A 14,139-nucleotide genomic window follows, 5' to 3' on the forward strand; every position below is an offset into this window, starting at 1 on the left:
ACATGCACGATATTCGCTGCCCGCACTGCGACGAGACTTTCTCGCTCGACGATGCCGGCTACGCCGACATCGTCAAGCAGGTCCGTGACCGCGAATTCGACTCAGCACTCCACGAACGACTCGAGGTCGCCGAGCGCGAGCGGGAGTCCGCTTTGGAGCTCGCCGGGGCCAAGTCAGCTGCGATACTGCGCGATGCGACAGCCGCAAAGGAAGCCGAGATCCACGAGCTTGCCGCGAAACTCGCCGCCGAGTCGACCACGAGGCAGCTCGCGGTCACGGAGGCTGTGTCCGGTCTCGAGCGCGAACGCGACGAGATGTCGCACGAACTGCGGCACCTCCGCGAGGCGCAACAGAGCGTGGTCGAGCTCGCCGAGGCGAAACTGCGTGAGCACATGCAGAGGACTGTCGTCGAAAAGGACACGGAGATTCTGACACTCCGGAACGACCTGAAGCGCGCAGAACTCGAGCACGACCTCTCGGAGAAGTCCCTCACCGACAAGTGGGCGGTTCAGATCAAGGACCGCGACGAGCAGATCGAGCGGCTGCGCGACCTGAAGGCCAAGTTGTCGACGAAGATGATCGGCGAGACGCTCGAACAGCACTGCGAGAACACCTTCAACCAGATCCGCGCAACTGCCTTCCCACACGCGTACTTCGAGAAGGATAACGACGCGAGGAGCGGCAGCAAAGGCGATTATGTATTCCGCGACTTCGAGGACGGCACCGAGTTCGTCTCGATCATGTTCGAGATGAAGAACGAGGCCGACATGACTGCCACGAAGCACAAGAACGAGGACTTCTTCAAGGAGCTCGACAAAGATCGCAACGAGAAGGGATGCGAGTACGCGATCCTCGTCTCGCTGCTGGAGCCGGAAAACGAGCTGTACAACTCAGGCATCGTCGACGTGTCGCATCGCTTCCCCAAGATGTACGTGATCCGGCCGCAGTTCTTCATCCCGATCATCACGCTGCTAAGGAACGCCGCCCTCCACTCCGCGGAGTTCAAGGCGGAACTCGAACGTGTCAAGGCGCAGGACATCGACATCACGTCCTTCGAGAGCGACCTCGACGCCTTCAAGACAGCGTTCGGCCGGAACTACGAACTCGCGTCGCGCCGATTCCAGGAAGCAATCACCGAGATCGACAAGTCGATTGACCGGCTACAGAAGGTCAAGGAGGCGTTGCTCGGCTCCGAACGGAACCTCCGTCTCGCTAACGACAAGGCGACTGACATCAGCGTGAAGAAGCTCACTCGGAAGAATCCGACGATGGAGGCCCGCTTCGGGGCGCTCCAGATCGTCGAAGACACCGCGGACGGCACCGAAGGATGACACTCGAGACAGCCAAGCCTGCGGCCGTGGTCTACCGCACGGCGATCATCGAGGCTCAGGACGCCGTTCACCACCAATCGATCGGGTACCGGGCGGTGCTCCGTCTTCCTGACCACGTCGATGCGGTGCAGCTGGCGGAAGAGGAAGTACGGGCCTGGCTTGCTACCAAACGCCGTACGCGGAAGGGTGGCACCCTCGACTCGATCGAGTGGGAAGGCACGGGTGATTATGCACTCGGACCCGAATCCGTGTTGTCCGTCACAGACACGAGCGATAACCACGGGCAGACGCGGCGGCTCATCCGACTCGTCGAACGGAACCGAGGGACATGGATCGTCTCCGTGTTCGCGATGTCGAATGGGTCCGGCCGGCCAGGTTCCTCCGCCTTGGTCATCGAGACTGGCCGCGTGATCGAGCGGGACGAGGATTCCGTGCTGGCAGTAGCGCCCCCGCGGATCGTCGGCCAGATCCTCGACCGTGTGGTGGTCCAGGATGGCTCTGCTCGTCTCACCAACAGCCCGCAGATCATCAGACGTGACGACGTCGGTCATCTGATCGACGTTCTCACCGACGATGGGCGAACCGCGTCGGTTGTCGTGGCGTCGTCTCTCGGGCTCGACACGGACGAAGCTTGGACAAAGACGGTCGAGAGCCTCACGCAATACAGCGTTGGTGTCGCCGCGACGTACGTGATCGCTCATGACGCGGTGGCTGAACTCGACGCGCTGCTTCCTTCATCGCACGGTGTCCCCGCGGGGCGGATCCGGACATTCCTCCCCTCCGTCGACCTGTCTTCGCCGTCGGACGCGGTGCGGCATCGGGTGCTAGGACCAGCGACCTTCGCTCGGTCGATCCGTCGCGGGCGAGCTGATGTGTCGATCCGTGCAATGCACGCAGCCGGCATCCGAAGGCGCTTGCTCGACCTCGAGCTACCTAAAGACGTCCGTCGGACGATGCGCTTGTTGGGCGAGGCCGAGGCTCGTCGAGCACGCGGAGTGCGGATCGACGAGATGGTGTCGAGCGATCTCGACGCGGCAAATTTGCCAAACGATGGATCACTCAAACCGGAGAAGTCGGTCTCAGCCGGTAGCACGCCGCTGCCTGTTGCCGATCCCGTTCCGGCTCGCACCGGAATTATCGCCGTGCCGATGGACTGGGCAGACGACGACGTCCAAGCAGTCCCGACGGATCTCCTCCGACGCGTCGGCACGTTTGTTTTGCGCTGGCTCAAAGCATCGGCTCCCCGCGAGGAACACTTCGACCAGCTCGACAAGCTCATCGCGACCGCATCGCTCGAGCAGGAGGCGTTCGAACAATTGTTCACAGAAGCCGCCGAACGCGAATCGCACCTCAGCGACATGATCGGCTCGTTGAATTCAAGGATTGCTGACCTCGAGGTAGAGGCTGCGATCGAAGCCGAAGAAGCACGACGAGCTGCGCGCGAACGAGACTGGCTGCGAAGGGGCCTCGACGCAGCTCAGCGCGCGAGCTTTGCGTCAGTGGCCGATGGATCGGAGTGGGATCCTCCCGCCGACGTTCGCGAATTGGTCGCGCGTCTAACCCCCGGCGAGGACGCTCACGCCGTGCTCAACCGAGTCATCTTCACAGGTGATCAAGACATCGCCGCAGAGATCGACGAACGCGACGGCACCGGGCGGTACGCAGCAGCGCTGTGGTCGTATGTACGCGTCCTCAGCGATTATGTCGAGGCCAAGCGCGACGGCTACTCAGGCAACGTGCACATGTACCTCACGGACGACGCACAGCTCGGCGCGAAGTGCTCACCCGACCGGCATGCTCCGACAGAAAGCACAACGGTTATCAACAACAAGAAGCTCCACGGAGAACGAGTCCGCCCCGTTCCCGTCGAAGTCGACGGTTCCGGCCGCGCACTGATGCTCGCGCACTTCAAACCGACGCACCGAGATCGTTTCGCCCCGCGGATGCACTACCTCGACGATGCGGCCGGTACCGGAAAGATCTACATCGGCTACATCGGGCGTCATCTGACGATCCCGAATGCGAAGTGACTACGACGCCGCCTGATCCCGATCAAGAGGCTTGATTTGATCAACCACCGTAAATGCACCCCGGGCACCATCAACGGCTCACTGCACTTGGGATCCGTCAATCAGCATCCAGGGAGCCGCGAGCTCTCACGCTGCGCTTAATGTCGCACGGTCGGTGCTGAGCGCACAGGCGCGGTCGTGGGCGAACTGACCTCCACGGGAGCCCACACGCTCCGATTGTCTTGTCGGGCCGCCTGCCGGTTGGGCACCTGCTCGACGTGAGCGAAGCACGAGAGCCTCACCACCGAACGACAGAAGGCGCGGCACCAACCGGCACCGCGCCTCCCGTTCCTCACCCCGTCGTCAACTCACCACGTCAACACGAACCGCCCCCGCGTCCCCCCAGCCTCGAGCCGCTCATGCGCCTCCGCAGCCCGCGAGGCCGGCAACACCTCCGCCACCCGCGGCACCACAGTTCCCCCTTCGACCGCATGCCGCAGCTGCTCGAGCTTGTCGAACGACCGGTACTCCGAGAACACCGCAACCTGCTCGAACCGGATCCCCCGCGAGTCGTCCCCCGACCATCCCCGCACGTCCAGGAACACTCCCCCGTCCCGAACAGCGTCGACGACGACCCCACGCTGCACCGCAGCGTCGGCGAGCGCATCGACCCCGTCCGGCACGAGCGCACGGACAGCGGCAGCGAACCCATCACCACGCGGCACGATGTGCGCCGGTCCGAGCGACCGCACGAGCGCTTCGTCCGCCGGGGCAGCATCAGCGATCACGGTCAGCCCAGCGGCGACGGCGAGCTGCACCACGTAGTTCCCGAGCAGCCCGGCAGCACCGGTCACGGCGAGCGTGTCCCCCCGCGACAGCCCCGCGAGCGACAGGATCTGCAACGCCGTCAACCCGTTCATCGGGACTGTAGAAGCGAGAGCGACCGACGTCCCGCGCGGCACCCGCGTGAACGACCCCACCGGCGCCACGAGTTCCTGCACGTACGCCCCGCCGTGCGCGCTGAGCGGCAACGCGATCGCCATGACCTCGTCACCGACCTCCCACCCGGTGACGTCGGGCCCGACCTCGTCGATGACGCCGGCCGCATCCATCCCCGGAACGTACGGCGGCGAGGCCTGCGAGCTGTCCCGCTCCCCGGCACGCACCCCCGTGTCGGTCGGGTTCACGGCGAACGCCTGCACCCGGATCCGCACGGACCCCGCACCGGCGTGCGGCTCCGGCACCTCGTGGACGGCGAGGGCCTCCGGCCCTCCGAACTGTTCGACTCCGACGACCTGCATCCTCCCGGTCTACGCGGACGTTGCTTGACGCAACCTGACGCGACCCACGATCGGACGGGAGGCACGGCGCCAGGCCGCCACGGGCCTCCAGTCCGTCACGGGGTGACGTCCACTGCGCGTGGTGCGCCATGCTGACAGCGTGCGTTTCGACGAACTCGTCACCCGGCCCGACGGCCCCGCGATCGCCGAGGAGCTCGCCGCGCTCCGCCGGCCCGCCCGGTACGTCCTCGAAGGCATCCACCAGGAGCCCCGGCAGAAGTACTGGCAGTTCCGCGTCGACATCGACGAGCCCGCACAGACCTGGACGCTCGTCCGTCAGCGCGCCAAGCCGGTCTCCTACCGGGACGGCGTGCCGCACGACCCCGACGACGGTCCGCACGAGGTGTCGTTCGCCCGGAGCATGGTCTCCGCTCCCGTCGTCCGGATGGCCGTGCCCGACCTGATGCTCCGGTGGGGTCGCGGCCCCGAGAGCTTCCACCCGATCCTGGTCGAGCACATCGGCGAGCACTCGATCCTGGTGACGTTCGAGCACCGCGGGGATCCGGCGACCCGCACGACGATGGTGATCGACGAGCGCGACGGCATCGCCCGCCGCTTGTCGGAGTACGGCGAGGACACGATCATCACGAGCGTGCGGACCGCCGAGCCGGACGAGGTCCTGCCCCGCGCCCGCTTCGTGCAACCGACGGACTGGATCCGGCCGCAGTACTGAGACGGTGACGGTTCCGGTTCACGATCCCCGACGATCGCGAACCAGAACCGTCAGCGCTCCGGCACGAGAACACCACCGCCCGCCGAGAACGCGGGGCCCTCGGCCTCGAGGACGGCCCGGGGATCGCGGCCGTCCGAGGCGTCCGGCCAGCGCAACCCCGGCGCCACGGTGCCACTCCCCTGCAGGAACCGGTGTGTCCTGCGGATGTGGGTCCCCGCCAGGTGCGCGCCCACCGCAGCTTGCAGCGTGGTCTCACGGACGTCCATGGTCGCTCCCCAGCCGGATGAGTGACCGTTCTGCACCGGCCCACGCGATGAGCGCCGGGTCGTGGGTCGCCACGACGACAGCGCTGCCCGATGCACGCAGCGCGTCGAGACCGCTGCGGACGCGCGCCGCGCTCTCGGTGTCGAGCGACGCGGTGGGCTCGTCGGCGAGGACGAGTCGTGGCCGCTGCGCCAGCACTCGTGCGACGGCCACTCGCTGCTGTTCGCCGCCGCTCATCGTCCCAGCACGAGCATCCCGCCGACCACCGAGCCCGACGATCAGCAGTGCCTCGTCGATCCGATCGCTGAGTGCCGCCCGGGTGACGCCACGGGGCCGCAGCACCCGCAGGTTCTGGGCAACGGTCCACTCCGGCACGACGGCGTGGTCCTGCACGACGAGGCCGATGGTGTCTCGGCGCAGTCCACGCCGCTCCCCCTCGCTCGCCGTGTGCAGGTCAGTGCCGTCGACGACGACCCGACCCCGCGGCGGTCGTTCCAACCCGGCGAGGCAGCGGAGCATCGTGCTCTTCCCCTGTCCGGACGGTCCGCGCAGGGCAAGGGCCTGTCCGGCGCCGAGCTGGAACGTGATGTCGTTCCAGAGCGTCCGCCCGGCGATGTCGTAGCCGATCCCCTCGATGCTGAGTCGCTGGTGCTCGGTCATCGGCGTGGCCTCTTTCGGTGGTGTGTGGCGGCGAGCAGGACGGACAGCGCGACTGCGGTGAGCACGCCGACTGCCCCGGCCGTGCTGGCAGCGAGCAAGGCGCCGCTGCCGGCACCGGTGCCGTCGTCGCCGACGAGTACGGTCACGGCGGTGGTCCCGGCGGCGATGCCGCTCGCGACGAGCACGAACCGCGCGTGCTGCACCGCGGGATGCCGGCCGACCAGGAATCGCAGCCGTGCTGCTCGTCGATGCCGCGTCCGGTGATCGGCGATCAGGGTGGCGGTAGCGAACAGGATCGCGAGCATCGTCCCGGCCGAAGCGGCGAGGATGACGGCGCGGGATGTCCGGACGGCTGCGAGCGCTCGTTCGAGCACGGCACCGACTCGGTTGATCTGCGTGACGACGTCGAGCAGGTCAGCGTCCGTGAGTTGCCGGACGAGCGCGGTCCGGTCGGCGAACCGGACCTCGCCGTTCCGGGTCGCGGTGCCGAGTCGGTTCGGCGGCAGGTCCCGCACGTCGGTCACCACGATGACGGGCACGTCCGCGCCGGTGGTGGTGCGTGGCAGCACCCAATCGATCCAGCGGTCAGCGGCGGCGACGATCGGTGCGGTCGATCCGACGACCTCGGTGTGGATCGGGACGACTCGGGGCGCTTGCTCGTCGTCCACCTCCCAGCCGTCGTCGAAGCTCTCCCGCACGCCGTCGGCGATCGCGGCGATGTCGGTCGCCACCGACTCGGGGACCAGCACGGTGACACCGTCACGGTCGTCCCCGACCAGCTGCTCCGCCCGGTCTCCGGCGACCAGCAGCGCGTCCTGCATGAACGTCGTCTGCGCCAGCTCGGCGGTGCCGGTGGCGAGGGCAGCCAGCGCAACGCGCCCGAACGCGTCCTCGTCGGCGATTGAGGCCATCCCGACGCCCAGGACCACGTCGTCGCCGTCGGCGGCCTCGGAACGCAGCGATCGCTCGAGCTCGGAGGCCGTCCGCCCCTGCTCGACGAGGCCACTCGTGCTCACGGTCAGGATGCTGACGAGTGCGACACCGCACAGTGCCACGACGGCCGGGCGCCCGACCGGGGCCGCGAGGCTCGTCCACCTGCGGCGGCCGACGACGGAGCAGACGACGTGGAGTCCGACGACACCGACGAAGGCGGCGGGGAGCATCACTCCGGCGAGCCCGACGCTGAACGACCAGATCGTCGGCGATGCCCCGCGGACGAGCAAGTAGACGGCGAGCGCCCCGCACACCACCAGGGAACAGACGACGAACAGCCCCGCTGTCTCGAGGGCTTCACGAGCGGCGATGCGTTTCGGTGACCATCCGGCGAGTCCGCGGAGCCGCTGTCGGCTGTCCCGCCGGTCCGACTCCGCGACCACGGCGATGACGACTCCGAGCGCGATGCACGCCACGATCGCCAGGACGCCGGGCTGCCCGATCACCGCTGGTGCCAGTACGCGGACCGTCGGGGTCGCGTCGACGAACTCGAACCCCGCAGTGCGCAACGCGTCGAGGAAGGCACCGACTTGCACGGCCGATCCGTCGACCGCGTACGACCAGACGATGACGGCGTCACCGATGTCGCTCGCCGGCCGGTCGACGACGTTCCCCCAGAACACCGGGGCGGCGACGGAGCCGGCGAACGAGTACGCGGTGACGGTGTCCGGCGCGCCGGAACGATCCGGCACGACGAGGGCGAGCGATACGTCGTGGTCCTCGGCCAGTTCCGTGAGCTGCTGGATGTGCTCCTGCTTGGTCGGACCGAGCGGTAAGTCGACCATGTCGATCGTCGTCCGGCCGGTGAGGTACCCGCTCGCCTCACCACTCCCGACCACGAACACGATCAGGCCGACGAGCAGGAGCGGTACGGCCGCCACCGCGAGGACGGTGGCGGCCGCGAAGTTCCGGATCAGTAGATCGCCCAGAAGGCCTGGTTGCCCCACAGTGCTTTCGGGCGGCTCGCGCCGGCGATCTTGCCCTTCGCGATCCGTCCGGACGACTTGGTCACGCCGGAGGACTTGACCGAGGTGCTGTGGGTGTACCGACGGTTGTCGTAGGCGGAGACCACCTGGTGGCCGATCACGCCGTACGACCACGTGCCGCCACCGACGACGGTCGTGGCGTCGGTACCGAGGTCGTCGGCGGACGCGCTGCCGCCACTGGCGGTTGCGTCATCCGGAGCAGCGTGTGCGACACCGGCGCCGAGGACACAGCACAGCGTTGCAGCCGCGATGACGGCCGAGAGCTTTCCGAAGCGCTTCATGGAAGGGCCTTTCTGCTGGGGGAACGGGAGGGCCGCGTCGACCCCGCACCGAGCCAAGCAGAGCGACGCCAGAATCTGAAGTTCCGGATATCTCGAATACGACATGCTCGCGTCCTTCCCGCACCATCCCCCGATCGGAGGATGCAGCACCACCGCCCCCACCGATCCCCCGCGGCGCCCCACCGGCCAAGCTGGACCCATGCCCGAGTCCCCCGCCATCGAGGTCCAGCACCTCAGCAAGCAGTACGCCACCGGCAAGGTCGCCGTCGACGACGTCAGCTTCGTCATCCAGCCCGGCGAGACCTTCGCCCTCCTCGGCCCGAACGGCGCCGGCAAGTCCACGACGGTCGAGATCCTCGAGGGCTACCGCTCCCGTACCGCCGGCGAGGTCCGCGTCCTCGGCCACGACCCTGCACGGACGAGCCGCAGCCACAACGCACGCATCGGCATCGTCCTGCAGACCAGCGCCGAGTCCCCGAACGTCACCGTCGCCGAGCAGCTGAACCACTTCGCGACGCTGTACCCGAAGCACCGCAGCACCGAGGAACTCCTCGCGGCCGTCGGGTTGACCGACCAGCGCAACACCCGCATCGCCCGACTCTCCGGAGGCCAGCGCCGCCGCGTCGACGTCGCCCTCGGCATCATCGGCCGCCCCGAGGTGCTGTTCCTCGACGAACCGACCACGGGCTTCGATCCCGAGGCCCGCCGGCAGTTCTGGGACCTCCTGCGCCAGGTGCAGTCCGAGGGCACGACGATCCTGCTCACCACGCACTACCTCGACGAGGCCGCCCAGCTCGCCGACCGGGCAGCGGTGATCGCCGACGGGAAGCTGCTCGACATCGCCCCGATCGACGAGATCGGCGGCGCCGAAGCCCGCACACCACGAGTCCGCTGGCGCGACGACGCCGGCGACCTGCACGACGAGCGCACGAGCGACCCGACCGCGCTCATCCGCAGCAGCACCACGGCCATGCACGACCTCGAAGTCATCCGCCCGTCCCTCGAGGACGTCTACCTCGGAATGGTGGGCCAGAAGTGAACACCGCGACCAGCCGCATCTCGTACGAGATCCGCTCCTACTTCCGCGCTCCCGACGCCGTCTTCTTCACGTTCCTCTTCCCCATCATCATGTTGGCGCTGTTCTCGGTGGCCTTCGCGGACGCCGACCCGATCCGCGCCGTCGCCAGCAACGGGCGACCGATCAGCGTCGACTACGCCACCTACTACCTGCCGGGCCTGGTCGCGACGGGCATCCTGCTCTCCGGCACCCAGTCCCTCGGCGTCGACATCGCGACCGAACGCAGCGACGGCACGCTGAAGCGCCTCGGCGGCACGCCACTGCCGGTCCTGAGCTACTTCGTCGGCAAGATCGGCATGGTGCTCGTCACGACCATCGTGCAGACGGCGTTGCTGCTTGGGATCGCGAGCCTGGTGTTCGGCGTCGACCTGCCGACCGACGCGAGCAACTGGGGCGTCTTCGCGGGCGTGATGGTCCTCGGCATCGCCACCAGCTGCGTCCTCGGCATCGCGATCTCGGCGCTCCCCCGCGAGGGCCGCCGCGCCACCGCCACGATCGTCCCCATCGTCCTGGTGCTGCAGTTCATCTCGGGCGTCTACCTGCCCTTCACGCAACTGCCCGACTGGCTGCAGAACGTCGCGTCCGTCTTCCCCCTGCGCTGGATGGCGTCCGGCATGCGGTCCGTCTTCCTACCAGACGCGTTCGCGTCCGCCGAGCCGGGAGGCGCGTGGCACCTCGCCCTCGGAACCCTCGTGTTGGTCGCGTGGCTGGTCGGGGGCACGGTGGCCTGCGCCCTCACCTTCCGCTGGAACCGCAAGGACTCCTGATGGCGCCGGGCAGGTGGGATGCTGTCGTCATGAGCGGCGAGACGTGGGTGCGCAACCGGTGGTTGCACGTCTTCTTCGCGGGCACGATGCTCCTCACCGCCGTGATCACCGCGCTCGGCTGGTCCCCGTGGTCGACCCGCTGGCCCGCGTACCTCGCGGTCGTGGTCCTCGTCGTGGCGTACATCGTGTACGGGCACCGTGGCTACGACAGCCCCCGAGCCGCCGCGGTGTTCCTGCCGCTCGTCGTCGTCGCCGCCCTGGTGCTGCCGGCCGTCGTGCCGAGCACCGCGTTCGTGCAGTGCATCGTGTTCCCGCTCGTGTGGGTGCAGACGGAGCGCGTCCGCACCGCGGTCCTGCTGTCCATCGCCGTCGCGCTCGCGAGCGGCATCGGCCTGCAGCTGTCGAGTGGCCCGGACGCCCTGGTCAGCACCCTGCTCATCGAGGGCATCAGCGTGATCGGTGCCTGCGCGATGGGCGTGTGGATCTCGAGCGTCGCCGGTCTGTCCGAGGAGCGCCGCCAGCTCGTCGAGGAGCTCCGCGCCACCCAGCAGTCCCTCGCCGACGCGAACCGCACCGCGGGCATCGCGAGCGAACGGGAGCGCCTGGCCCGCGAGATCCACGACACCGTCGCGCAGAACCTCGCCGGCATCGTCATGCTCACCGAACGGGCTCGCGGCGACCTGGCGAACGACCGCCCCGATGCGCTCGAGGAACGGCTCACCGTCCTCGAGGAGTCCGCCCGCGCCGCCCTCGAGGAGTCCCGCACCCTCGTCGCAGCCGGGGCCGCCGGCATGACCCGCGACAGCCTCGCCGGCGCCCTCCACCGCCTCGCCGAACGGCACACCCGCGAAACGGGGACGCTGGTCACGGTCGACGCGTCCGACTGCGCGTTGGACCGCGATGCCCAGGTGGTCCTGCTGCGTGTTGCTCAGGAGGCGCTGTCCAACGTCCGCGCGCACGCCGGCTCCGCCTCCGTGCAGGTCCGTCTGATCCCCGAGGACGGGCAGACCGTGCTGCGGATCACCGACGACGGCACTGGGTTCGACCCCGAGCAGCCCACGGCCGGGCACGGGCTGCGCGGGTTGCGGGAGCGCCTCGCCCTCGCTGGCGGCACCTGCACGATCACGAGCGCCCTGGGCCGGGGCACCGTCGTCGAGGCAACCCTGCCCACCGGAGCCGCACCGGGCCTCCCGTCCGCCGTTCGTCACCCCGTGGCGGAGGTGACCCGGTGATCCGCGTCGTGGTCGCCGACGACCACCCGATCGTCCGCTCGGGCATCGTCGCGCTGTTGCAGGACGCCGACGACATCGACGTGGTGGGCCAGGCCAGCGACGGCCGAGCAGCGGTGTCCGTCGTGCTGGCGGAGCGCCCCGACGTCGTGCTGATGGACCTGCGGATGCCGGAGCTCGACGGCGATGCGGCGACGGCGGAGATCCTCGCGGCCGAGCCGGGCGTCCGCGTCCTGATCCTGACGACGTACGAGTCCGACGACCAGATCCTCGCGGCGATCGAGGCCGGGGCCACCGGCTACCTGCTCAAGGCGGCCCCGGAGTCCGAGATCCTCGCCGGGGTGCGGGCGACCGCGCGGGGCGAGACGGCACTGGCCCCTTCGGCTGCCGCTGCGCTGGTCCGACGAGCAACGGGTTCGTCGGCCGTGGCAGCCGGCCCGTCGCTGACCCCACGCGAACTCGAGGTCCTGCAGCTCGTCGCCCAGGGCAACTCGAACCCAGCGATCGGGCGTGCACTGTTCCTCAGCGAGACAACGGTGAAGACGCACCTCGGCCACGTGTTCGAGAAGCTCGGCGTCAACGACCGCACCCGTGCCGTGACCCGCGCGATGGAACTCCGCCTGCTCCCCTGAACCCCGGTGCGCCGGTCATCGGGAGCGGGTGTACCGTCAGGTAGTCAGCATGCTGATCATCTGAGAGGACACGCACATGAGCGCCCCAGCCGCAGCTCCCACCACCACCCTCGATCGCCGCCGGTGGATCGGTCTGGTCGTGATCAGCCTGGCGGTCGCGCTCATCATCGTCGACTCCACGATCGTGAACGTGGCGATCCCGAGCATCGTCGCCGACCTCGACATCGGTTCGACGCTCGTGCAGTGGGTGCAGGAGAGCTACACGCTGGTCTTCGCCGCGCTGCTGCTCGTCTTCGGTGCCGTCGCCGACCGCTTCGGTCGCCGACGACTGCTGACCATCGGCGTGATCCTGTTCGCGGTGGCGTCGGTCCTGGCGGCGCTGTCCCCGACGGGCGAACTGCTCGTGGCGTCCCGCGTGCTGCAGGGTGTCGGTGGCGCGATGGTCCTGCCCACCACGCTGTCGATCCTCAACGCGACGTTCACCGGCCGGGAGCGCGGCATCGCCTTCGCGGTGTGGGGCTCCACGATCGGCGGGATGGTGGCGGTCGGTCCGCTGCTCGGCGGCTGGCTGACGACGGACTTCTCGTGGCGGTGGGCCTTCGGCATCAACCCCCCGATCGTGGCGGTCATCCTGGTCGGCCTCGCGGTCGCCGTGCGGGAGTCGCGCGACGCCGAGCACACCGGCCACATCGACTTCGTCGGAGCCCTGCTGTCCGTGATCGCGAGCGCTGCGCTGGTCTTCGGGCTGATCGAGGGTCGCACCTACGGCTGGTGGACTCCGTCGTCGACACCGTTCACGATCGGCTCGTGGTCGTGGGACGGCCCGGTCTCGCCGATCCCCGTCGCGTTCGTGATCGCGATCGCTGCCGGGGTGGCCTTCGTCGTCCGCTCCCGACGACGGCAGCGTACGGGCCGGTCGACGCTCATCGCCCTCGACCTGTTCGGCATCGGCTCGTTCCGGAACGGCTCGATCGCGGCGCTCATCGTGTCGCTCGGCGAGTTCGGCATCATCCTGTCGCTGCCCCTCTGGCTGCAGAACGTCCTCGGCTACTCGGCGCTGCAGACCGGTTTCGTGCTGCTGGCCCTGGCGATCGGGTCGTTCGTCGCGAGCGGGTTCGCGGCCACGGTCGGACAGCGGATCGGGGCGCTCCCGATCGTGCGGATGGGCATCGGCGCCGAGATCGTCGGGGTGGCCGCGATCGGGTTCGTCGTGACCTCGTCGACCCCGTGGTGGGCGATCGTCCCGTGCCTGTTCGTCTACGGCTTCGGCGTCGGACTCGCGACGGCCCAGCTCACCGGCGTCGTGCTGCAGGACGTCCCCGTGGAGCGCAGCGGCGAAGCCTCCGGCGCCCAGAGCACCGCGCGCCAGATCGGTTCGGCGCTCGGCATCGCGGTCCTCGGCACGGTGCTGTTCACCTCGACGGGCAGCATCCTGGAGCACCGCCTGCAGGACGCCGGCGTCTCGACCGCCCAGTCCGAGCAGATCGCCGACACCGTGGTGCAGTCCTCGGGCGGAGCGATCGCCGGCCTCGAGGGGCAGACCCGCGCCGACGCCGCCGAGGCGTTCTCCGACGGCACCCGCGCCGCCGCGTTCTCGGCCGCCGGCTTCCTGGTCATCGGCCTCGGTGCGACCCTGCGGCTCCGCGCCCCGCGCCGCCCCGACGACGACTCAGAAGCCGACGCCGATCGCGAGACCCGCGCCTGACCGGGGGCCTTCCTGCACCGCTGCTGACGGTTCTGGTTGACGATCCCCGAGGATCCTGAACCAGAAACGTCACCGGCCGGACGCGGACCCGCGTCCCCCGCGCCGTGGACGCGACCACCGACGGGACGGGAGGCTCGGCGCCTGCCTGCACCGTGCCTCCCGTCCGCTCCGACGCGCGCCCTGCCATCGCG

13 protein-coding genes are annotated in these 14,139 nt (G+C 68.9%); 8 read left to right on the plus strand and 5 right to left on the minus strand.

Annotation, left to right across the window (positions count from 1 at the left end; genetic code table 11):
- The first annotated feature begins 2 nt into the window (after positions 1–2).
- Together EDF47_RS17475 and EDF47_RS17480 are read left to right on the plus strand one after the other, a co-directional pair.
- Positions 3–1,331 (plus strand): DUF2130 domain-containing protein, encoded by a 1,329-nt coding sequence (locus EDF47_RS17475; RefSeq protein ID WP_133938806.1) that lies wholly within the window; start codon positions 3–5, stop codon positions 1,329–1,331.
- Between the two features lie 26 nt (positions 1,332–1,357).
- On the plus strand, positions 1,358–3,361 hold the full coding sequence (locus tag EDF47_RS17480) for a hypothetical protein (RefSeq protein WP_131846330.1): 2,004 nt from the start codon (positions 1,358–1,360) through the stop codon (positions 3,359–3,361).
- A 347-nt stretch (positions 3,362–3,708) separates the two neighbouring features.
- Here the strand turns inward: EDF47_RS17480 and EDF47_RS17485 are convergent, their stop codons facing one another.
- Positions 3,709–4,641, minus strand: a complete 933-nt coding sequence (locus EDF47_RS17485; protein ID WP_133938808.1) for an NADP-dependent oxidoreductase — start codon at positions 4,639–4,641, stop codon at positions 3,709–3,711.
- A gap of 139 nt (positions 4,642–4,780) precedes the next feature.
- On the opposite strand from EDF47_RS17485, the gene EDF47_RS17490 reads away from it, so the two are divergent.
- A complete protein-coding gene (locus EDF47_RS17490) occupies positions 4,781–5,353 on the plus strand; it encodes a hypothetical protein (protein ID WP_131846332.1) in 573 nt (190 codons plus the stop codon).
- Positions 5,354–5,403: 50 nt separating this feature from the next.
- Here EDF47_RS17490 and EDF47_RS17495 read toward each other — a convergent pair whose 3' ends face one another.
- Genes EDF47_RS17495 through EDF47_RS19980 form a run of 4 tightly spaced genes read right to left on the minus strand, consistent with a single transcriptional unit; the run spans position 5,404 to position 8,537 of the window.
- Complete coding sequence (locus EDF47_RS17495; RefSeq protein ID WP_131846333.1) at positions 5,404–5,619, minus strand: hypothetical protein; 216 nt, start codon at positions 5,617–5,619, stop codon at positions 5,404–5,406.
- Positions 5,606–6,277, minus strand: coding sequence for an ATP-binding cassette domain-containing protein (locus tag EDF47_RS17500; RefSeq protein WP_123340284.1), 672 nt, complete (start codon positions 6,275–6,277; stop codon positions 5,606–5,608). The genes EDF47_RS17495 and EDF47_RS17500 overlap by 14 nt, the downstream gene beginning before the upstream one ends.
- Positions 6,274–8,151 (minus strand): hypothetical protein, encoded by a 1,878-nt coding sequence (locus EDF47_RS19975; protein ID WP_165901410.1) that lies wholly within the window; start codon positions 8,149–8,151, stop codon positions 6,274–6,276. Before EDF47_RS19975 ends, EDF47_RS17500 begins: the two co-directional genes overlap by 4 nt.
- 32 nt (positions 8,152–8,183) lie before the next feature.
- Positions 8,184–8,537 (minus strand): lactococcin 972 family bacteriocin, encoded by a 354-nt coding sequence (locus EDF47_RS19980; protein WP_165901411.1) that lies wholly within the window; start codon positions 8,535–8,537, stop codon positions 8,184–8,186.
- A 199-nt stretch (positions 8,538–8,736) separates the two neighbouring features.
- Here EDF47_RS19980 and EDF47_RS17515 point away from each other — a divergent pair, with 199 nt between their 5' ends.
- The 5 genes from EDF47_RS17515 (at position 8,737) to EDF47_RS17535 (ending at position 13,948) form a co-directional block, all read left to right on the plus strand.
- Positions 8,737–9,576 (plus strand): ABC transporter ATP-binding protein, encoded by an 840-nt coding sequence (locus tag EDF47_RS17515; RefSeq protein ID WP_133938810.1) that lies wholly within the window; start codon positions 8,737–8,739, stop codon positions 9,574–9,576.
- Positions 9,573–10,382 (plus strand): ABC transporter permease, encoded by an 810-nt coding sequence (locus EDF47_RS17520; protein WP_123340280.1) that lies wholly within the window; start codon positions 9,573–9,575, stop codon positions 10,380–10,382. The genes EDF47_RS17515 and EDF47_RS17520 overlap by 4 nt, the downstream gene beginning before the upstream one ends.
- 29 nt (positions 10,383–10,411) lie before the next feature.
- Positions 10,412–11,614: a sensor histidine kinase gene (locus tag EDF47_RS17525; RefSeq protein WP_166673262.1), complete on the plus strand. Its 1,203-nt coding sequence runs from the start codon at positions 10,412–10,414 to the stop codon at positions 11,612–11,614.
- Entirely contained in the window at positions 11,611–12,243 is a 633-nt protein-coding gene (locus EDF47_RS17530) for a response regulator transcription factor (protein ID WP_123340278.1), read from the plus strand. Before EDF47_RS17525 ends, EDF47_RS17530 begins: the two co-directional genes overlap by 4 nt.
- A gap of 76 nt (positions 12,244–12,319) precedes the next feature.
- Positions 12,320–13,948 carry a DHA2 family efflux MFS transporter permease subunit gene (locus EDF47_RS17535; protein WP_133938814.1) on the plus strand — a complete coding sequence of 543 codons (1,629 nt, stop codon included), beginning with the start codon at positions 12,320–12,322 and terminating at the stop codon, positions 13,946–13,948.
- Positions 13,949–14,139 lie beyond the last annotated feature (191 nt).

The sequence above is a fragment of the Curtobacterium sp. PhB190 genome, from assembly GCF_004365385.1.
Taxonomy (GTDB): domain Bacteria; phylum Actinomycetota; class Actinomycetes; order Actinomycetales; family Microbacteriaceae; genus Curtobacterium.